Annotated in this window: 16 protein-coding genes and 1 pseudogene; all 17 read right to left on the reverse strand. The window is 73.5% G+C overall.

Annotation, left to right across the window (positions count from 1 at the left end; genetic code table 11):
- Positions 1 to 1,023, reverse strand: a complete 1,023-nt coding sequence (locus tag OVA14_RS12840) for a quinone-dependent dihydroorotate dehydrogenase (protein ID WP_267504218.1) — start codon at positions 1,021 to 1,023, stop codon at positions 1 to 3.
- A complete protein-coding gene (gene nrdR, locus OVA14_RS12845) occupies positions 1,020 to 1,487 on the reverse strand; it encodes a transcriptional regulator NrdR (protein ID WP_267504219.1) in 468 nt (155 codons plus the stop codon). Before nrdR ends, OVA14_RS12840 begins: the two co-directional genes overlap by 4 nt.
- Entirely contained in the window at positions 1,487 to 2,797 is a 1,311-nt protein-coding gene (gene hisD, locus OVA14_RS12850; RefSeq protein WP_267504220.1) for a histidinol dehydrogenase, read from the reverse strand. The genes nrdR and hisD overlap by 1 nt, the downstream gene beginning before the upstream one ends.
- A 154-nt stretch (positions 2,798 to 2,951) precedes the next feature.
- Positions 2,952 to 6,461: a DNA polymerase III subunit alpha gene (dnaE, locus tag OVA14_RS12855; protein ID WP_267504221.1), complete on the reverse strand. Its 3,510-nt coding sequence runs from the start codon at positions 6,459 to 6,461 to the stop codon at positions 2,952 to 2,954.
- Between the two features lie 67 nt (positions 6,462 to 6,528).
- Positions 6,529 to 7,449, reverse strand: a complete 921-nt coding sequence (locus OVA14_RS12860) for an RluA family pseudouridine synthase (protein WP_267504222.1) — start codon at positions 7,447 to 7,449, stop codon at positions 6,529 to 6,531.
- A gap of 27 nt (positions 7,450 to 7,476) precedes the next feature.
- Positions 7,477 to 8,010 (reverse strand): signal peptidase II, encoded by a 534-nt coding sequence (gene lspA / locus OVA14_RS12865; protein WP_267504223.1) that lies wholly within the window; start codon positions 8,008 to 8,010, stop codon positions 7,477 to 7,479.
- 142 nt (positions 8,011 to 8,152) lie between these two features.
- Positions 8,153 to 8,824 carry a DivIVA domain-containing protein gene (locus OVA14_RS13590; protein WP_324288013.1) on the reverse strand — a complete coding sequence of 224 codons (672 nt, stop codon included), beginning with the start codon at positions 8,822 to 8,824 and terminating at the stop codon, positions 8,153 to 8,155.
- A 143-nt stretch (positions 8,825 to 8,967) separates the two neighbouring features.
- Positions 8,968 to 9,279, reverse strand: coding sequence for a YggT family protein (locus OVA14_RS12875; protein WP_267504224.1), 312 nt, complete (start codon positions 9,277 to 9,279; stop codon positions 8,968 to 8,970).
- A 5-nt stretch (positions 9,280 to 9,284) separates the two neighbouring features.
- Entirely contained in the window at positions 9,285 to 9,749 is a 465-nt protein-coding gene (locus OVA14_RS12880) for a cell division protein SepF (protein ID WP_267504225.1), read from the reverse strand.
- A 29-nt stretch (positions 9,750 to 9,778) separates the two neighbouring features.
- Positions 9,779 to 10,453, reverse strand: a complete 675-nt coding sequence (locus OVA14_RS12885) for a YggS family pyridoxal phosphate-dependent enzyme (protein ID WP_267504226.1) — start codon at positions 10,451 to 10,453, stop codon at positions 9,779 to 9,781.
- 21 nt (positions 10,454 to 10,474) lie between these two features.
- Positions 10,475 to 11,644, reverse strand: coding sequence for a cell division protein FtsZ (ftsZ, locus tag OVA14_RS12890; protein WP_267504227.1), 1,170 nt, complete (start codon positions 11,642 to 11,644; stop codon positions 10,475 to 10,477).
- A gap of 157 nt (positions 11,645 to 11,801) precedes the next feature.
- On the reverse strand, positions 11,802 to 12,977 hold the full coding sequence (locus OVA14_RS12895; RefSeq protein ID WP_267504228.1) for an FtsQ-type POTRA domain-containing protein: 1,176 nt from the start codon (positions 12,975 to 12,977) through the stop codon (positions 11,802 to 11,804).
- Positions 12,974 to 14,374, reverse strand: coding sequence for a UDP-N-acetylmuramate--L-alanine ligase (gene murC / locus OVA14_RS12900; RefSeq protein WP_267504229.1), 1,401 nt, complete (start codon positions 14,372 to 14,374; stop codon positions 12,974 to 12,976). Before murC ends, OVA14_RS12895 begins: the two co-directional genes overlap by 4 nt.
- Positions 14,371 to 15,456 (reverse strand): UDP-N-acetylglucosamine--N-acetylmuramyl-(pentapeptide) pyrophosphoryl-undecaprenol N-acetylglucosamine transferase, encoded by a 1,086-nt coding sequence (locus OVA14_RS12905; RefSeq protein WP_267505596.1) that lies wholly within the window; start codon positions 15,454 to 15,456, stop codon positions 14,371 to 14,373. The genes murC and OVA14_RS12905 overlap by 4 nt, the downstream gene beginning before the upstream one ends.
- Entirely contained in the window at positions 15,456 to 16,712 is a 1,257-nt protein-coding gene (ftsW, locus tag OVA14_RS12910; RefSeq protein WP_267504230.1) for a putative lipid II flippase FtsW, read from the reverse strand. Before ftsW ends, OVA14_RS12905 begins: the two co-directional genes overlap by 1 nt.
- Positions 16,681 to 18,175, reverse strand: a pseudogene (murD, locus tag OVA14_RS12915) (UDP-N-acetylmuramoyl-L-alanine--D-glutamate ligase). Before murD ends, ftsW begins: the two are co-directional and overlap by 32 nt.
- A 10-nt stretch (positions 18,176 to 18,185) precedes the next feature.
- A complete protein-coding gene (mraY, locus tag OVA14_RS12920; RefSeq protein WP_267504231.1) occupies positions 18,186 to 19,274 on the reverse strand; it encodes a phospho-N-acetylmuramoyl-pentapeptide-transferase in 1,089 nt (362 codons plus the stop codon).
- Positions 19,275 to 19,312 lie beyond the last annotated feature (38 nt).

Raw genomic sequence — 19,312 nt, forward strand, 5'->3', positions numbered from 1 at the left:
CTAGCGGGCCGCGAGGCCGCGGTTGATCTCGCGCGCCCAGCCGGGCCCGCGGTAGATGAACGCGGTGTAGCCCTGCACGAGGCTCGCGCCCGCCGCGAGGCGCTCGCGCACGTCGGCAGCGGTCTCGACGCCGCCGACCGAGACGACGTCGATCGCCTCGGGCAGCGCGGCGCGCAGGCGGCGCAGGACCTGGAGCGAGCGGGCGGCGACCGGGGGCCCCGAGAGGCCGCCCGCGCCGGCGGCCGCGACGACCGCGGGGTCGGACGCGAGGGCGTCGCGCGCGATCGTGGTGTTCGTGGCGATCACGCCGGCGAGCCCGAGCCGCGCCGCGAGCGCCGCGATGCCCTCGACCTGCTCGTCGTCGAGGTCGGGCGCGATCTTCACGAGCACGGGCGAGTCACCTGCGGCGCCGCGGATCGCGGCGAGGAGCGGCTCGAGCACGGCCTCGTCCTGCAGGCCGCGCAGCCCGGGGGTGTTCGGCGAGGAGACGTTGACCGCGAGGTAGTCGGCGACCGGCGCGAGGAGCCGCGTCGAGGCGAGGTAGTCGGCCTCGACCGCGGCGCGGTCGTCGGCGTCGACGACGCGGCTCTTGCCGATGTTCACGCCGATCACGGGGCGGGAGCGCGCCTCGCGGGCGGCGGCGATGCGCTCGGCGGCGGCCGCGGCTCCCCCGTTGTTGAAGCCCATCCGGTTGATGAGCGCCCGGTCGTCGACGAGGCGGAAGAGCCGCGGCCGATCGTTGCCGGGCTGCGGCCGCGCCGTGAGCGTGCCGACCTCCACGTGGCCGAAGCCGAGGGCGCCGAGGCCGGCGATCATCGTCGCGTCCTTGTCGAAGCCCGCGGCGATGCCGAAGGGGGTCGGGAAGTCGCGGCCGAGCGCGCGGGTCGCGAGCGCGGCGTCGGTGCGCACGCCCGGGCGCGCGAGGCCCGCAGCGCGGATCGCGGCGGCGCCGAGGTGGTGGGCGCGCTCCGGGTCGACGTGCCGGAAGCCGTGCCGGAAGAGCAGCTCGTAGGGGGTGGTCACGCCTCGGGCTCCTCGGTGCGCCGGTCCTCGCGGAGGCCCGCGATCGCGGTCTCGAAGTCGTCGAGCGACTCGAAGGCCTGGTAGACGCTCGCGAAGCGCAGGTAGGCGACCTCGTCGAGGGCGCGGAGCGGCGGCAGCACCGCGAGGCCGATGTCGTTCGCGTCGATCTGGCTCGCGCCGGTGGCGCGGATGGTCTCCTCGACGGCCTGGGCCACCTGCGCGAGGTCGGCGTCCGAGACGGGGCGGCCGCGGGCGGCCTTCCGCACGCCCTCGACGACCTTGTCGCGCGAGAAGGGCACGAGCACGCCGTTGCGCTTCACGACCGAGAGGCTCGCGGTCTCGGTCGTCGTGAAGCGGCGCCCGCACTCGGTGCACTGGCGGCGGCGGCGGATCGAGAGCCCGTCGTCGCTCGTGCGGGAGTCGACGACGCGCGAGTCGGGGTTGCGGCAGAAGGGGCAGTGCATCAGCGATCCCCCTCGAAGCGCGCCTCGATCGCCTCGCCGTGCGCGGGCAGCCGCTCGGCGGCCGCGAGCGCGACGACGTCGTCGCGCACGAGCGCGAGCGCGGCGCGGTCGTAGCGCACCACCTGCTGCGGCCGCAGGAAGGTCGCGGCGCCGAGGCCTGCGACGCGGCGGGCCTGGCCGCCCGTCGGGAGCACGTGGTTGGAGCCGGCGGCGTAGTCGCCGAGGCTCACGGGCGCGTGCGCGCCGAGGAAGATCGCGCCGGCGTGGCGGATGCGGGCGAGCACGGCGTCGTCGTCGGCGGTCTGGATGGCGAGGTGCTCGGGCGCGTAGGCGTCGCTGACGCGCGCGGCGTCGTCGAGGTCGCGCACGAGCACGATCGCCGACTGCTCCCCCGCGAGCGAGGCCGCGACGCGCTCGGCGGCGGGGGTCGTGGCCGCGCGGCGCGCGACGGCGGCGTCGACGCGGTCGGCGAGCGTCGCGTCGTCGGTGACGAGCACCGCGCTCGCAAGCTCGTCATGCTCGGCCTGGCTCACGAGGTCGGCGGCGACGAGCTCAGGGTCGGCGCTCGCGTCGGCGATCACGAGGATCTCGGTCGGGCCCGCCTCCGAGTCGACCCGCACGGCGCCGGAGACGGCGCGCTTGGCGGCCGCGACGAAGACGTTGCCGGGGCCCGTGACCACGTCGACGGGCGCGAGGCCGATGCCGGGCACGCCGTGCGCGAAGGCGCCGATCGCGCCCGCGCCGCCCATGGCGTAGACCTCGTCGACGCCGAGCAGCGCGCACGCGCCGAGGATCGTGGGGTGCGGGAGGCCGTCGTGGTCGGCCTGCGCGGGGCTCGCGACCGCGATCGAGCGCACGCCGGCCGCCTGCGCGGCGACGACGTTCATGACGACGCTCGACGGGTAGACGGCCTTGCCGCCGGGCACGTACAGGCCCACGCGGTCGACGGGCTGCCAGCGCAGCTCGACGACGGCGCCCTCGGCGACCTCGGCCCGGGTCGGCGGCGGCACCTGCGCGGCCGAGCCGATGCGCACGCGCGCGATGGCCGTCTCGAGCGCCGCGCGGACGGCGGGCTCGAGGGCGTCGCGCGCCTCGGCGATCGCCGGGGCGGGCACGCGGAGCGCCTGCGGGCGCACGCGGTCGAAGCGCTCGGCCTGCTCGAGCAGCGCCTCGGCGCCGCGCTCGCGCACGTCGTGCACGAGGCCGGCGGCGGCCGGCAGCGCCGCCTCCACGTCGATCGCGGGCCGCGGCAGCAGCGCGCGGAGCGCCTGCTCGTCGGGCAGGTCGGTGAGATCGAGTCGTCGGAGCACGGGCTCCATCGTATTCGCCCGACGACGGGCGCTATGCGATCGGAGCGGGTCCCAGCAGCGACGTGATCTCGCCGCACGCTGGAGCTGGACGCGGAGATCCTTTCGGATCTCCGCCCCGACGCCAGCGCCGACGCCCGTCTCGGGCGTCGGACGGCTATGCGATCGAAGCGGGTCCCAGCAGCGACTTGATCTCGCCGAAGAGGTCGCTCGACACCTTCACCTGCTGCGGCAGCGCGAACACGCGCTCCACCTCGGGCCGCTCGAGCGCGAGCCGCACGTCGGTGGGCCCCGAGTGGCGCTCGAGCAGCGAGCGCAGGTCGCGCATCGCCTGCATCGAGGCGCGGCGCTCGGGGATCCGCAGCTCGAGCGGCCGCGTCTCGTCGACGGGCTGCACGTCGGGGGTGTCGATCATGTTGGCGTGCAGCGTGAAGGCGTCGTCGCGCGTGCGCACGCGCCCCTTCACGACCACGACCTGGTCGGCGACGAGCGCCGGCCGGAACTCGAGGTACGACTTGCCGAGCACCATGATCTCGATCTCGCCGCCGAAGTCCTGCACGGCGATGATCCCGTAGGGGTTGCCGGAGTTGCGGGCGACGCGGTGCTGCACCGTCGTCACCAGGCCTGCGATCGTCACGGTGTCGCCGTCCTCGACGGTCTCCGCGAGCTCCTGGATCTGGTGGGTCGAGTGCTTCGCGAGCTCGAGCTCGAGGCCCGAGAGCGGGTGGTCGGAGACGTAGAGGCCGAGCATCTCGCGCTCGAACGCGAGCTTGTCGCGCTTGCCCCACTCCGGGCGCTCGGGCACGCGGTCGGCGACGGTGTCGAGGTCGTCGAAGATGTCGCCGAAGAGGTCGACCTGGCCGTTGGCCTCGTTGCGCTTCGTCTTCACGGCCGCCTCGACCGCGTCCTCGTGGATCTCGAGCATCGCGCGGCGCGTCGCCCCCATCGAGTCGAAGGCGCCCGACTTGATGAGCGACTCCACGACGCGCTTCGAGGCGACGCCGAGCGGCACCTTCTTCAGGAAGTCGTGGAACGCCGCGTAGCCACCCTCGCGCTCGCGCGCCGCGATGATGCCCTCGACGACGCCCTCGCCGACGTTCCGCACCGCGCCGAGCCCGAAGCGGATGTCGTCGCCGACGGCGGTGAAGTAGAGCGATGACTCGTTGACGTCCGGCGGCAGCACCGTGATGCCCATGCGGCGGCACTCGGAGAGATAGATCGCCATCTTGTCCTTGGAGTCGCCGACGCTCGTGAGGAGCGCGGCCATGTACTCCGCCGGGTAGTGCGCCTTGAGGTACGCGGTCCAGTACGAGATGACGCCGTAGGCGGCCGAGTGCGCCTTGTTGAACGCGTAGTCCGAGAAGGGCAGCAGGATGTCCCAGAGCGCCTTCACCGCGGCGGCCGAGTAGCCGCGCTCGAGCATGCCGCCCTCGAAGGTCGCGAACTGCTTGTCGAGCTCCGCCTTCTTCTTCTTGCCCATCGCGCGCCGCAGGATGTCGGCCTCGCCGAGCGAGTACCCGGCCACCTTCTGCGCGACGGCCATCACCTGCTCCTGGTAGATGATGAGGCCGTACGACTCGTTGAGGATCTCGGCGAGCGGCTCCTCAAGCTCCGGGTGGATGGGCGTGATCTCCTGCAGCCCGTTCTTGCGCAGCGCGTAGTTCGTGTGCGAGTCCGCGCCCATGGGGCCCGGTCGGTACAGCGCGATGACGGCCGAGATGTCCTCGAAGGAGTCGGGCCGCATGAGGCGCAGGAGCGAGCGCAGCGGCCCGCCGTCGAGCTGGAAGACGCCCAGCGTGTCGCCGCGCTGCAGCAGCTCGTAGGCGCCGCGGTCGTCGAGCTCGAGCGTCTCGAGGTCGAGCTCGATGCCCCGGTTGGCGCGGATGTTGTCGAGGGCGTCCGAGACGATCGTGAGGTTGCGGAGCCCCAGGAAGTCCATCTTGATGAGGCCGAGCGACTCGCACGCCGGGTAGTCGAACTGCGTGATGATCGCGCCGTCCTGCTCGCGCTTCATCACGGGGATGATGTCGATGAGCGGGTCGGACGACATGATGACGCCGGCCGCGTGCACGCCCCACTGGCGCTTCAGGTTCTCGAGGCCGCGCGCCGTCTCGAAGACGGTCTTCGCCTCCGGGTCGGTCTCGATGAGGGCCCGGATGTCGCCGGCCTCCTTGTAGCGCTCGTGCGAGGGGTCGAAGATGCCCGAGAGCGGGATGTCCTTGCCCATGACGGCGGGCGGCATCGCCTTCGTGAGCTTCTCGCCCATGCCGAAGGGGAAGCCGAGCACGCGCGAGGAGTCCTTGAGCGCCTGCTTCGACTTGATCGTGCCGTAGGTGACGATCTGCGCGACGCGCTCGGTGCCGTACTTCTCGGTCACGTACTTGATGACCTCGCCGCGGCGCCGGTCGTCGAAGTCGATGTCGAAGTCAGGCATCGAGACGCGGTCGGGGTTGAGGAAGCGCTCGAAGATGAGGCCGTGGTGGAGCGGGTCGAGGTCGGTGATGCGCATCGCGTACGCGGCCATCGAGCCCGCGCCGGAGCCGCGGCCCGGACCCACGCGGATGCCGTGGTCCTTCGCCCAGTTGATGAAGTCGGCGACGACGAGGAAGTAGCCGGGGAAGCCCATCTGCGAGATGACGCCCATCTCGTACTCGGCCTGCTGCCGCACGGCGTCGGGCACGCCCGCCGGGTAGCGGCGCTCGAGGCCCGCGGCCACCTCGGCGCGGAACCAGGACTCCTCCGTGTGGCCCTCGGGCACGGGGAAGCGCGGCATGTAGTTGGCCGACTCGTCGAACTCGACGTCGCAGCGCTCGGCGATGAGGAGCGTGTTGTCGCACGCCTCGGGCATGTCGCGGAAGAGGTGGCGCATCTCGGCCGCCGACTTCACGTAGTAGCCGCCGCCGTCGAGCTTGAAGCGGTTCGGGTCGTCCATCGTCGCGCCCGACTGCACGCACAGCAGCGCCTCGTGGCTCTTCGCGTCGTCGGCCGTCGTGTAGTGGAGGTCGTTCGTGGCTAGCAGCGGCAGGCCGAGGTCCTTGCCGAGCCGCAGCAGGTCGTCGCGGACGCGGCGCTCGATCTCGAGCCCGTGGTCCATGAGCTCGAGGAAGTAGCTCTCGGCGCCGAAGATGTCGCGGTAGCGCGCCGCCGCGGCGACGGCCTGGTCGTACTGGCCCAGGCGCAGTCGCGTCTGCACCTCGCCCGAGGGGCAGCCCGTCGTGGCGATGAGGCCCGCCGCGTGGCGCGCGAGCAGCTCGTCGTCCATGCGGGGCTTGAAGTAGTAGCCCTCCATCGAGGCGTAGGAGGAGAGCCGGAAGAGGTTGGAGAGGCCCTCGTTCGACTCGGCCAGGAGCGTCATGTGGGTGTACGCGCCGCCGCCGGACACGTCGTCGCCCGGCTGGGCGTCCTGCCCGCCCCACTTCACGCGCGTGCGCTCGGAGCGGTGGGTGCCCGGCGTGATGTACGCCTCGGTGCCGATGATCGGCTTCACGCCCTTCGCGCGCGCCGCCTTCCAGAACTCGTAGGCGCCGAAGACGTTGCCGTGGTCGGTCATCGCGACCGCCGGCATGCCGTGCTGCTCGACCGCCGTCATGAGCTCGCCGATGCGCGCGGCGCCGTCGAGCATGGAGTACTCGGTGTGGACGTGGAGGTGCGCGAAGGAGTCTGCCATGGCCCCTCGATCCTACGTCCGGGCACCGACGCGGCATGCCGTCGCCACGGCCCGGCTCGCGCTCCGGTCAGTCGTGACGGAGCAGCTCGAGCGCGTGCGCGAGGTCGGCGGGGTACTCGCTCGAGAACACCGCCTGCTCCCCCGTCGCCGGGTGCCGGAAGCCGAGCCGCTTCGCGTGCAGCCACTGCCGCTCGAGGCCGAGCCTCGCGCTCAGCGTCGGGTCGGCGCCGTACATCGCGTCGCCGAGGCACGGGTGGCGCCTCGCTGCCATGTGCACGCGGATCTGGTGCGTGCGGCCGGTCTCGAGGTGCACCTCGAGGAGGCTCCCGGTGCGGTGCGCCTCGAGCGTCTCGTAGTGCGTGATCGCGTGCTTGCCGCTCGAGACGACCGCGAAGCGCCACTCGTGGCTCGGGTGCCGGCCGACGGGCGCGTCGATCGTGCCCGCGAGGGGGTCCGGATGGCCCTGGACGGCAGCGTGGTAGACCTTCTCGACCTCGCGGTCGTGGAACGCGGCCTTCAGGCGCGCGTAGGCGAGCTCGCTCTTCGCGACGACCATCAGGCCGCTCGTGCCGGCGTCGAGCCGGTGCACGACGCCCTGGCGCTCCGCGGCGCCCGAGGTCGCGACCGAGACCCCCGCGGCGGCGAGCGCGCCGACCACGGTCGGGCCCTGCCAGCCCATGCTGGGGTGCGCGGCGACGCCCGCGGGCTTGTCGACGACGACGATGTCGGCGTCCTCGTGCACGATGCCGAGCTCCGGCACGGGCGTCGCGACGATCCGCGGCTCCTCGCGCGGCGCCCACGTGAGGTCGAGCCACGCATCGCCGACGAGGCGGTCGGACTTGCCCATCGTGCGGCCGTCCTGCACGGCGCCGCCCGCCTCGAGCATCGTCACGACCGCGGTGCGCGAGAGGCCCAGCAGCTTGGCGATGCCGGCGTCGGCGCGCACGCCGTCGAGGCCAGGGGGCACCTGGAGGAAGCGCGACTCCATCAGCGGCGGACCATCAGCGGCGGACCATCAGCGGTCGGGCTGCGTGGTCTCGTCGGCGGGGCCCGCGGCCTCCGCCTCGGGCTCGTCGGTGCGGCGCACGCCGTCGAGGCCGACGTTCGCGAGCACGAGCAGCACGATCGCGATCATCGACGAGACGATGAAGATGTCGGCGACGTTGAAGATCGCCGGGAAGCCCCAGACCTGGATGAAGTCGACGACGTGGCCGACGAACAGCCCGGGCTCCCGCACGATGCGGTCGGTGAGGTTGCCGAGGGTGCCGCCCAGCACGCCGCCGAGCGCGAGCGCCCAGCGGACCGAGCCGATGCGGCGCAGCTGCGAGACGATGAACACTGCGACGGCCGCGGCGAGGATCGTGAAGATCCAGGTGGATCCCGCCGCGAGCGAGAACGCCGCGCCCGGGTTCCGCACGAAGTGCCACTGCAGCAGCTCGCCGAGCACCTGCGTGACGTCGCCCTCGCGCATCGTCGCGAGGACCCATTCCTTCGTCGCGAGGTCGAGGCCGTACGCGACGGCGGCGGTCCCGAGGACGATCGCCAGCATCCGCCAGCCGATCGACCTCGGGACCGCCGTCGTGGAGCCAGTCACCGAGCGGGTGCTCAGCTGTTGCTGCCCTGCCCGCCGAAGGCGAGCGAGGAGGAGCGGTCGAGGTCGCGCAGCTGGCTCTCGATGTAGCCGCGGAGCTTCAGGCGGTAGTCGCGCTCGAAGCTCTTGAGCTCGTCGATCTTCGCCTCGAGGCCCGTCTTCTGCTCATCGAGCTTCGCCTTCTGGTCGGCGTAGTCCTGCTCGAGCTCGGCCTTGCGCTCGGCGGCCTGGTCCTCGATCTCCTTGGCCGTCGCCTCGGCGGCGGCGATGAGCTCGTCGCGCTTGGCCTCGCCCGCGGCGATGTGCTCGTCGTGGACGCGCTCGGCGAGCGCGATGAGGGCGCTCGCGTCGGACGCGCCGGTCGAGACCGGTGCGGCGGGCGCCGCCTCGACGACCTCGGGCGCCTCTGCGGCGGGCGCCTCCTCGGCGACCGGCTCGGCCTCGGCGACCGGAGCGGCCTCCGCAGCGGGCTGCGGCTCCGCGGCCAGGGCCTCTGCCGCCTTGGCCTCGGCGGCCTGGGCGGCCTCCTGGGCGGCGGCGAGCCTGCTGCTGCAGGCTCGGCGTTCTCGGCGCGCAGCGCGTCGAGCGCGGCGGTGTCCGCCTCGGGGGCGGGCGCGACACCGGCGCGCAGCTGCTCGTTCTCGTCGGTGAGGCGACGCAGCTCCGCGACGACCTCGTCGAGGAAGTCGTCGACCTCGTCCTGGTCGTAGCCGTCCCGGAAGCGCGTCGTCTCGAAGCGCTTCTGGAGGACGTCGTCAGGAGTCAGAGCCATGGCAAGCCTTTCTTGGTCGGCCGCCGGCCCGGCGGGGTCGGCGGCGCAGGTTCACTGTACCCGTCCCGGACGGCGTGCCCTCGATCCTAGCCCGGGCCGCGGCCGCGCACCTGCCGGGCGCCTGGGCGACGGGGCGCAGCGGATCAGGCCGCGCCGACCATCCGGAAGGGGCCGATGACGGTCATGAGGATGAGGAGCGCGAGCAGCAGCACGAGCATCGCGAGGTCGAGCATCGCGCCGCCGATCCGCAGCGGCTTCACGAAGCGCCGCACGAACCGCAGCGGCGGATCGGTGAGCCGGAAGATCCACATCGACAGCAGGAGCATGAAGCCCTTGGGCTTCCAGTCCCGCCGCAGCTGCATGACGAAGTCGAGGATGATCCGCGCCCAGAGGACGTAGAACGCCAGCAGCGCGGCGGTGTGGACGATCCAGGCGAGGATCGCGACGATCGACACCTGGGTCAGTGGGCGAAGACGCCCGAGTCGGCGTCCTCGTCGACCGAGCGGCCGCCGGAGACGGCGATGTGCTCGGGGCTCAGCAGGTAGACCTTCGTCGTGACGCGCTCGATGCGGCCCTCGAGGCCCTGCGTGAGGCCCGCCGAGAAGTCGATCAGGCGACGCGCGTCGCCGTCGGTCATCTGCGAGAGGTTGATGATGACCGGCGTGCCGGCGCGGAACGCCTCGGCGATGGCCTTGGCATCCTTGTACTGGCGCGGGTGCACCGTGAGGATCTCGCTCATGTCGCTCACCTTCTGCGCTGCGCGGAGCTTCGTGACGGGGGCGCGGCGCGGCTCCTCGACGCGCTCGCGGGGCTGCGGGGCGCGCTCGTGCTCATCCGTGCGCTCGACGGGGCGGACCTCCTGGGTCAGCTCGTCCTCCTCGGCGAAGCCGAAGTAGATCGCCGCCTTCTTCAGTGCGTTGCTCATGGGGATCCTCCTCGTGGACTGGCTCAACGCTAACCGGCGGCGGGGCGATCGCCCGTGATTGCCGTGCCGATCCGCAGGTGTGTCGCGCCGTGCTCGAGCGCCTCGCGCCAGTCGGCGCTCATGCCCGCGGAGATCCAGTCGGCGGCGGGGTCGATGCGGCGCACGCGCTCGGCGAGCATGGCGAGGCGCTCGAAGGCGCGGCCGGGCTCCTCGTCGAGCGGCGCGACCGCCATGAGGCCGCGCAGGCGCAGGGCCTCGGACGCCGCGACGCGCTCCGCGAGGGCGTCGAGGGCCTCGGGCGCCACGCCGCCGCGGCCGGGGTCGTCGGTGAGGTTCACCTGCACGAGCGCGTCGCGCGCGGGCCGCTCGTCGCCCGGCTCGCCGCCCTCGAGGGCGTCGACGAGCGAGGCGGAGTCGATCGAGTGCAGCACGTCGGCGTAGCGCGCGACCTGCCGCGCCTTGTTGCGCTGCAGCTGGCCGACGAAGTGCCAGGTGAGGCCGAGGCCCGCGGTCTCGGCCGCCTTGTCGCGCGACTCCGGGTGGCGGTTCTCGCCGAAGTCGCGGTGGCCCGCGGCCGCGAGCTCGCGCACGAGGGATGCGGGGTGCCGCTTGGTGATGACCACCAGCGTGACGGGACGCGCCCGGCGCGCGTCCTCGAGCTGCTCGAGGAACGCGGCCAGGCGCGTCGCGGGGGCGTCCGTCATGCGTGCGTCAGCGTGCTCGCGTCAGCGCAGGAAGTCGGGGAGGAACTCGTCCTCGTCCTCGTCGACCTGCGTGAGGGGCTGCACGGGGCCCGTGAGGTGGTCGGCGACCGGCGGGGCGGGCACCGGGCGGCGGTCCTCGCCCTCGGGGCCGGGCGCGCTGCGGCGCTCCTCCCCGCGCGGGCGCAGGCCGATGTCGCCGCGGGCGGCGGTGCGGATGACCGAGTCGTCCTCCTTCTGCACCGGGCCGGCGCCGTCGAAGCCCGCCGCGATGACGGTGACGCGCACCTCGTCGCCGAGGGTGTCGTCGATGACCGTGCCGAAGATGATGTTCGCCTCGGGGTGCACGGCCTCCTGCACGAGCTTCGCGGCGTCGTAGGTCTCGTGGATGCCGAGGTTGCTGCCCGCCTGGATCGAGAGCAGCACGCCGTGCGCGCCGTCGATCTTCGCCTCGAGCAGCGGGCTCGCGACCGCGAGCTCCGCGGCCTTGATCGCGCGGTCGGCGCCCCGCGAGGAGCCGATGCCCATGAGCGCGGAGCCCGCGCCCTGCATGACCGACTTCACGTCGGCGAAGTCGACGTTGATGAGGCCCGGGGTCGTGATGAGGTCGGTGATGCCCTGGACGCCCGCGAGGAGCACCTGGTCGGCCGTCTCGAAGGCCTCGACCATCGAGATGCCCATGTCGGAGATCTCGAGCAGGCGGTCGTTCGGGACGACGATGAGGGTGTCGACCTCGTTCTTCAGCGCCTCGACGCCGGCCTCGGCCTGCGCCTGGCGGCGCCTGCCCTCGAACGAGAACGGCTTCGTCACGACGCCGACCGTGAGCGCGCCGAGGCTCTTGGCGATCCGCGCGACGACGGGCGCGCCACCCGTGCCGGTGCCACCGCCCTCGCCCGCGGTGACGAAGACCATGTCGGCGCCCGCGAGGGCCTCCTCGATCTCCTCCGCGTGGTCCTCGGCGGCGCGCCGGCCCACCTCGGGGTCGGCGCCTGCGCCGAGGCCCTTGGTGAGCTCGCGGCCCACGTCGAGCTTGACGTCGGCGTCGCTCAGGAGCAGCGCCTGCGCGTCGGTGTTGATCGCGATGAACTCGACGCCGCGCAGCCCGAGGTCGATCATGCGGTTCACGGCGTTCACGCCGCCACCGCCCACGCCGACCACCTTGATGACGGCGAGGTAGTTGTTGTTGGAAGTCACGCTCGGCCCCTCGTTGCCCCTGAAACCCTCAACCTCTACTTGAGGTTTAGAGAATTCCTCACTTCATTGCTGACGAGATCGACGGTAGGGCCGCCGGGGGCGGCGCGCCGGGAGCGACGCGGAGTGTCGCGCGCGGCGCGCGCAAACAAATGATTCGTCAGGTTCCGGGCTCGACGTCGCCGCGCACGACGGGGTGCTCCGGCGCCCGCACGTCGAGCACGAGCGCGGTCGCCGGGTCCTGCGTGGCGATGAGCGCGGCCACGACGTCGGCCTTCAGCCGGCTCTCGTCGGCACCGCCCCACTGCACGGTCTGGCCGCTCGCGAGCGCGAGCCGGATGTCGGAGGGCGAGGGCGCCTGGATGCGCTCGGTCACCTCGAGCACCGAGGCCGGGACCGAGACGAGCACCGTCGCGACCGCCTCGAACTCCGGCGTGCCGAGCTCGACCCCGTCGAGCCGCGGCAGCGCCGCGGTGTCGGCGTCGACGCCGCCCAGCGCGACACCTGCGGCGTCGATGACGACCTCGCCGCCGTCGCCCGGCACGATCGCGACGGGGCGGCGCTCCACGACGCGCACCACGACGCTCGAGGGCGGCACGACGTCGACGCGGAACGACTCGATCTGCGGGATCGCCTGCAGCTGCGCCGCGACGCCCTCCTCGGTGACCGTCGCCATCGGCTGGCCCATCGAGCCCGCGAGCGCGCCCTCGACGACGGACGGGTCGAGGCGGTCGACGCCCTCGACGCGGATCTCGCGCACCGCCATGAGCGGCGACCACACGAGCCCGACGAGCAGCAGCAGCGCGAGCCCGAGCCCGCCCGCGGCGAGCAGCGCGACGCGCGCGCGGCGACGCGCGACGGCCGTGAACCGTCGCACCTCGGCGCGCTCGCGGCGCTTGCGATCCTTCGTCGCGGCCCTGGCGGCGCGCCGCGCCTCGCGCGCATCCTCGCGGTCGGCCCGACGCTGCGCCTGCTCCGCCTCCCGCCACGCGCGGTCGACGCGCTGCGCGTGCGAGCCGCGCGTCGGGCGCGGGCCGTCGACGTCCTCCTCGGGCGGCTCGGCGGCCGACGGTTGCTCCTCGTCGAGCTCGGCGTAGGCGGCGAGCGCCCAGCGCCGCGGCGCGCCACCGGCCTCGGCCTCGGGGCTCGACGCGGCGCGGCGGCGACTCGCCCGGAGCGGTGCGTCGTCCGAGCCGCCCTCCAGCCGGAACAGGTCGACCTGCGGCTCCCAGCGCCGCGCGCGGGGCACCGCGTCGCCCTCGGTGCGCGCGCGACCCGATCGATGCTCGACCGCCGGCTCCTCCGGCCGGTCGTCGAAGCCCTCGGGTCGCCTCACGCCTCTGCGCCCTCGAGCGCCTCGAGCACCTGCGGGATGATGCGGTAGACGTCGCCGCACGAGAGCGTGACGATGATGTCGCCCTCGCGCGCGATCGCCGCGGCGCGCTCCGCCGCCTGCTGCCAGTCGGGCAGGAAGTCGACGTCGGCCGGGTCCTGGAAGCGCTCGGCGACGAGCGCGCCCGTGACCCCGGGGATCGGATCCTCGCGGGCGCCGTAGACGTCGAGCACGACCGTGTGGTCGGCGACCCGCTCGTAGACGGCGGCGAACTCCCCCGCCATGTCGCGCGTGCGGGTGAACAGGTGCGGCTGGTGGATCGCGATGATGCGCCCGTCGCCGATCACGGAGCGCGCCGCCGTGAGCGCGGCGTCGACCTCCGCCGGGTGGTGCGCGTAGTCGTCGAACACGCGCACGCCGCGGCGCTCCCCGTGCAGCTCGAAGCGGCGGCCCGTGCCGCTGAAGGCCGCGAGCGCGCGCGCGGCCTCGGCGGGCGCGTGGCCGAGCGCGACGAGCGTCGCGAGCGAGCCGACGGCGTTGACGGCGTTGTGGCGGCCGGGCACGCCGACGCCCACCTCGAGCCGCTCCCCCGCGACCTCGACCTCCGCGACCACCGCGGGGCCGAGGCGGATGCCGAGGATGCGCACGTCGGCGTCCTCGGCCTCGCCGAAGGTGACGACGTTCGGGTGCGAGACGAGCGCGCGCACGCGGCGCGCGCCCTCGTCGTCGGCCGAGATCACGACCGCCTCGGATGCCGCGTCGGCGAAGCGCGCGAAGGCGGCATCGAAGGCCTCGGGGCTCCCGTAGTGGTCGAGGTGGTCGGTGTCGATGTTCGTGATGAGCGCGACCGCGACGTCGTAGAGCAGGAACGAGCCGTCCGACTCGTCGGCCTCGAGCACGAACACGTCGCTCGTGCCGTGGCCGCTCGAGGCGTCGAGGCCCGCGATGACGCCGCCGTTCACGAAGCCGGCGTCGATGCCGAGCCCGTGGAGGCCGAGCACGACCATGCCGGTCGAGGTGGTCTTGCCGTGGGCGCCGGCGACGGCGACGACGCGCTTGCCGCGCGCGAGCACGTGCAGCGCCTGCGATCGGTGCAGCACGGGCACGCCGCGCTCGCGGGCGGCGAGCAGCTCGGGGTTGTCGGGCCAGAGCGCGCTCGTGACGACGACCGCGTCGGTGCCGACGGGCAGGTTCGCCGCGTCGTGGCCGATCGCGACGTGCGCGCCGCGCTCGACGAGCCGGTCGACGGTCGCCGATCCGGAGCGGTCGGAGCCCGTGACGGCGAGGCCCGCGTCGAGCATCATGTGGGCGATGCCCGACATGCCGGAGCCGCCGATGCCGATGAGGTGCACGCGCTCGATGCGCTCCGGGATGGGCTGGGTGAGGTCGGGTTCGATCATCGCTGCCTCCTGCTCGCTGCCGCCCGCTCGACGAGGTCGCCCATGCGGTCCGCGCCATCGGTGACGCCCGCGCCCGCGCTCGCCGACGCCATCGCGGCGATCCGCTCGGGATCGCGCAGCAGCGGCACGAGCCGGTCGCGCACCCATCCTGCCGTGAACGCGGCGTCGTCGACGAGGAGCGCGCCGCCGCCCGCGACCTGGTCGGCCGCGTTGCGGCCCTGCTCGCCGTTGCCGTAGGGCAGCGGCACGTACACGGCGGGCAGGCCCACGGCCATGAGCTCCGAGACGGTGAGGCTGCCGGCGCGGCAGACCACGAGGTCGGCGGCGGCGAGGGCGAGGTGCATGCGGTCGAGGTACTCGATCGCCACGTAGTGCGGCACCTCGGCGGGCTCGAAGTCGGTCTGCCTGCCGCCGGAGAGGTGCAGGATCTGCCAGCCGGCGTCCACGACGTCGCCCGCCGCGGCGACGATCGCGCGATTGAGGGAGCGCGCGCCCTGGGAGCCGCCGGTCACGAGCAGCGTCGGGCGATCGGCGTCGAGCCCGAGCTCGGCGCGGGCGGCGGCGCGCAGGCCCGCCCGGTCGAGGCCCGTGATCTCGAAGCGCAGCGGCATGCCCACGAACGAGCCGCGCATGCGCGTCGTGCGGTACGAGAGGCCCACGTGCTCGCTCCAGCGGGCGCCGAGCAGGTTCGCCATGCCGGGCTTCGCGTTGGACTCGTGGATGGCGATCGGCACGCCCTCGAGGTGCGCGGCGCGGTAGGCGGGCGCCGCCGCGTAGCCGCCGAAGCCGACGACGACGTCGATGCGGCGCTCGCGCAGCAGCGCCCGGACCTCGCGGACGACGCGGCGCCAGCGCGCGGGGAAGCGTAGCGCCGCCGCGTCCGGGCGCCGCGGGAACGGCAGCTTCTCGATCGTCACGAGCTCGAGGCCCGCGCGCGGCACGAGCTCCCGCTCGAGGCCCTCGGCGGTGCCGAGCACGACTAGCTCCGCGTCGGGGTGCCGCTCGCGGAGCCGCGCCGCGGTCGCGAGCAGGGGGTTCACGTGGCCGGCGGTGCCGCCGCCGGCGAGGAGGATGCGCACGATCAGGCCTTCGCGGCCGCGGACGGCGCCTCGGGGACGCCGCGGCCCCGGAGCTCGCCGCGCGCGGCGGGGTTGTCGACGCGCTCGAGCGAGAGCACGACGCCGATGACGACGAGGGTCGCGATGAGCTGCGAGCCTCCGGACGAGATGAGCGGGAGCGGCACGCCGAGCACGGGCAGGAGGCCCAGCACGACGGCGATGTTCACGAGCGCCTGGCCGATGACCCAGACCATCGCTGCGCCGGCGACGACGCGCGTCATCTGCCGCTCGGCCTGCTGCACGATGCGCAGCATCGTCCAGGCGAGCAGCGCGAAGAGCGCGAGCACGACGATCGCGCCGAGCAGCCCGAGCTCCTCGCCGATGATCGCGAAGATGTAGTCGTTGTCGGCCGCGGGCAGCCAGTTCCACTTGGCGCGGGAGTTGCCGACGCCGACGCCGAAGAGGCCGCCGGCCGAGAGCGCCCAGGTGCCGTGCAGCTGCTGCCAGCAGCCCGAGTAGTAGTCGGCGTCGGTGCAGCCCTCGACGAAGGCGGTGATGCGGCGCACGCGCGAGGCGCTCGAGAGGATGACGGGCACGGCGAGCATCGCGAGGACGCCCACGGGGAGGGCCAGGTGCCACCAGCGGACGCCCGCGAACCACAGCGCGCCGAAGACGACGAGCGCCATGATCGAGACGGTGCCGAAGTCGTGGCCGAGGAGCACGAGGCCGATGGCGAGGCCCGCGACGGGCGCCACCGGGATCCACGCCTGCCAGAAGCTGCCGATGACCTTCTGCTTGCGCGTGAGCACCATGCCCATCCACACGATGAGCGCGAGCTTCAGGAACTCGGAGGGCTGCAGGCTGAAGCCGCCGACCGAGATCCAGTTGCGGTTGCCGCCGATCGCGACGCCGAGGCCGGGGACGAAGACGAGCGCCTGCAGGGCGACGCCGCCGCCCACGGCGATCCAGGCGATCCGCGGCCAGAATCCCGCGGGGATGCGCGAGGCGATGAGCATGAGCGCCAGCCCGACCGCGGCGAACGCGGCCTGCCGCACGAAGGCCGAGAAGAACGACGCGCTCGCCGTGTAGCTCTCGACCGAGGAGGACGAGAGCACCATCACGAGGCCGAAGGCCACGAGGAAGAGCGTCGTGCCGAGCAGCAGCGAGGCGTTCAGCGAAGGCGCGCCGAAGACGGTGCGCACGCGCACGAGCGCGCGCTTCGCGGTGCGCTCGAGCCTGCCGGAGCCCTCAGCCGGGAAAGGAGCCGCCGTCGATGCCATGGGCGCCCCTCTCCCGCACGGCCTCGGCGAAGCGATCGCCGCGATCCGCGTAGCTCTCGAACTGGTCCATCGATGCCGCCGCCGGCGCCAGGAGGACCGTCGTGCCCGGCGCGGCGTGCGCTGCGGCCGCCTCGACGGCGAGCCGCATCACCGCACCAGTGTCCGCCGTGTCGACCTCGACGAGCGGGATGCCGGGCGCGTGTCGCGCGAACGCCGCCACCACGGGCGCGCGGTCGACGCCGATCGCGACCGCCGCGACGATGCGGCCCGCGTGGCGCTCGACGAGCGGCGCGACGTCTGCGCCCTTGAAGAGGCCGCCGAGGATCCACACGACCGCGTCGAAGGCGCTGAGCGACCCCTCCGCCGCGTGCGGGTTGGTGGCCTTCGAGTCGTCGACGTAGCGCACGCCGCCGATCTCGGCGACGAGCTCGGTGCGGTGCCGATCGAGCCGGAAGGAGCGGATCGCCGCGCGCACCTGCGCGGGCTCGACGCCGAAGGCGCGGGCGAGGGCGGCGGCCGCGAGCACGTTGCGCGCCATGTGCGGCGAGCGCAGCCCCGCCGGCTCGAGGTCGCCGAGGTCGGCGAGCTCGAGCGCCGAGCGGTGCCGCTCGGCGAGGAAGGCGCGATCGACGAGGATGCCGTCGACGACGCCCAGGTCGGAGGGCCCTGGCACGCCGAGCGAGAAGCCGATGGCGCGGCAGCCCTCGACGACCTCGGCCTCCTCGACCATCCGCATCGTCGCGCCGTCCTCGACGTTGTAGACGGCGGCGACGCGCGCGCCCTCGTAGACCTTCGCCTTCGCCGCGCGGTACGCCTCGGCGCCGCCGTGCCAGTCGAGGTGGTCGTCGTCGAGGTTGAGGCAGACGGCGGAGTGCGGCGAGAGCGCGCCGGCGCCGGAGGCCGGCAGGGCGTGCAGCTGGAAGCTCGAGAGCTCGACGACGAGCGCGTCGAAGCCCTCGGGGTCGCGCACGGCGTCGAGCACGGGCGTGCCGATGTTGCCGACGGGCGCGACGCGCACGCCGCCCTCGCGCAGCATGTGCGCCGCGAGCTGCGTCGTCGTGGTCTTGCCGTTCGTGCCCGTCACGAGGATCCACTCGGCCGCGCGCACCTTGTCGCGCACGCGCCACGCGAGCTCGATGTCGCCCCACACGGGGATGCCGCGCTCCGCCGCCGCGCGCAGCCACGGGTGGTCGGGCCGCAGCCCCGGCGAGGCGACGACGAGCCTCGGCGCCCGCGAGGGCCTCCGGCAGGTCGTCGCGGCCCGCGTCGACGATCGGCACGCCCAGGACGCCGAGGATCGTGCGGCGCTCGTCGTCGACGCGCTCCGCGATCGCCGTCACCTGCGCGCCGAGCTCGGCGAGCGTGTCGACGGCCGCGAAGCCCGTGACGCCGAGGCCCAGCACGGCGACGCGGAGCCCGCTCCAGTCGTCGTGCCAGGAGGCGAGGTGGTCGGTCCTGCGCATCGTGCTCCCGTCAGAGCCCCTGCAGGGCCCACTCGAAGTAGAAGAGGCCGATGCCGGCGGCGACGAAGAGGCCGCCGACGATCCAGAAGCGCACGACGATCGTGACCTCGGCCCAGCCCTTCAGCTCGAAGTGGTGGTGCAGCGGCGTCATGAGGAAGACGCGCTTGCCGCCGGTCGCCTTGAAGTAGGCGCGCTGGACGATGACGGAGCCCGTGACGATGATCGGCAGGCCGGCGATGAGCAGCAGCAGCAGGTGCGTGTCGGTCATGATCGCGAAGCCGGCGAGCGCGCCGCCGAGCGAGAGCGACCCGACGTCGCCCATGAAGATCTGCGCGGGGCTCGTGTTCCACCACAGGAAGCCGATGAGCGCGCCGACGACCGTCGCGGCGAGCGTCGCGACGTCGAGCGGCTGCGCGACGTCGTAGCAGCCGGCGGTCGCGCTGTCGCTGAAGCACGACTGGTTGAACTGCCAGAAGGCGATGAACGCGTAGCCGCCCGTCGCGAGGATCGCGGCGCCCGTCGCGAGGCCGTCGAGGCCGTCGGTCACGTTGACGGCGTTCGACGCCGAGACGTTCATGACGAGGATCCAGAGCACGAAGGCGATGCCGCCGAGGGCACCCCACTGCGTGAGGTCGAGCCACGGGATGTCGCGGACGCCCGAGATCACGGCGTCGACGACCGGCTGGCCGCCCGGGCCCGGCACGAGGATCGCGAGCACGCCGAAGAGCACCGAGACGACGACCTGGCCCGCGACCTTCGCCCAGCCTCCGAGGCCGAGCGAGCGCTGGTTCGAGATCTTGAGGAAGTCGTCGACGAAGCCGACCGCGCCCATCCCGACCATGAGCAGCAGCACGAGCAGCGCGGGGAGCGTCGGCGGGTCCTGGCCGAGCAGTTTGCCGCCGAAGTAGCCGGCGAGGGTCGCGACGATGAAGACGAGGCCGCCCATCGTGGGCGTGCCGCGCTTCACGTGGTGCGACTGCGGGCCGTCGTCGCGGATGAACTGGCCCCAGCCGATCCGCGAGAAGCCGCGGATGAAGAGCGGCGTCGCGAGCAGCGAGACGAGCAGCGCGATGGCCGCTGAGGCGAGCAGCACGAGCATCAGGCGGCTCCGATCCGCTCGGCGAGGGCCATGAGCCC

Source organism: Agrococcus sp. SL85 (assembly GCF_026625845.1).
Classification (GTDB): Bacteria; Actinomycetota; Actinomycetes; order Actinomycetales; family Microbacteriaceae; genus Agrococcus.

Bases quoted from the DNA above. Each gene is read 5' to 3' on its own strand.
- nrdR (WP_267504219.1), bottom strand. From the start codon at position 1,487: ATGCACTGCCCCTTCTGCCGCAACCCCGACTCGCGCGTCGTCGACTCC.
- dnaE (WP_267504221.1), bottom strand. From the start codon at position 6,461: ATGGCAGACTCCTTCGCGCACCTCCACGTCCACACCGAGTACTCCATG.
- OVA14_RS12860 (WP_267504222.1), bottom strand. From the start codon at position 7,449: ATGGAGTCGCGCTTCCTCCAGGTGCCCCCTGGCCTCGACGGCGTGCGC.
- lspA (WP_267504223.1), bottom strand. From the start codon at position 8,010: ATGCTGGCGATCGTCCTCGGGACCGCCGCCGTCGCGTACGGCCTCGAC.
- OVA14_RS13590 (WP_324288013.1), bottom strand. From the start codon at position 8,824: ATGGCTCTGACTCCTGACGACGTCCTCCAGAAGCGCTTCGAGACGACG.
- OVA14_RS12880 (WP_267504225.1), bottom strand. From the start codon at position 9,749: ATGAGCAACGCACTGAAGAAGGCGGCGATCTACTTCGGCTTCGCCGAG.
- OVA14_RS12885 (WP_267504226.1), bottom strand. From the start codon at position 10,453: ATGACGGACGCCCCCGCGACGCGCCTGGCCGCGTTCCTCGAGCAGCTC.
- murC (WP_267504229.1), bottom strand. From the start codon at position 14,374: ATGATCGAACCCGACCTCACCCAGCCCATCCCGGAGCGCATCGAGCGC.
- ftsW (WP_267504230.1), bottom strand. From the start codon at position 16,712: ATGGCATCGACGGCGGCTCCTTTCCCGGCTGAGGGCTCCGGCAGGCTC.
- mraY (WP_267504231.1), bottom strand. From the start codon at position 19,274: ATGCTCGTGCTGCTCGCCTCAGCGGCCATCGCGCTGCTCGTCTCGCTG.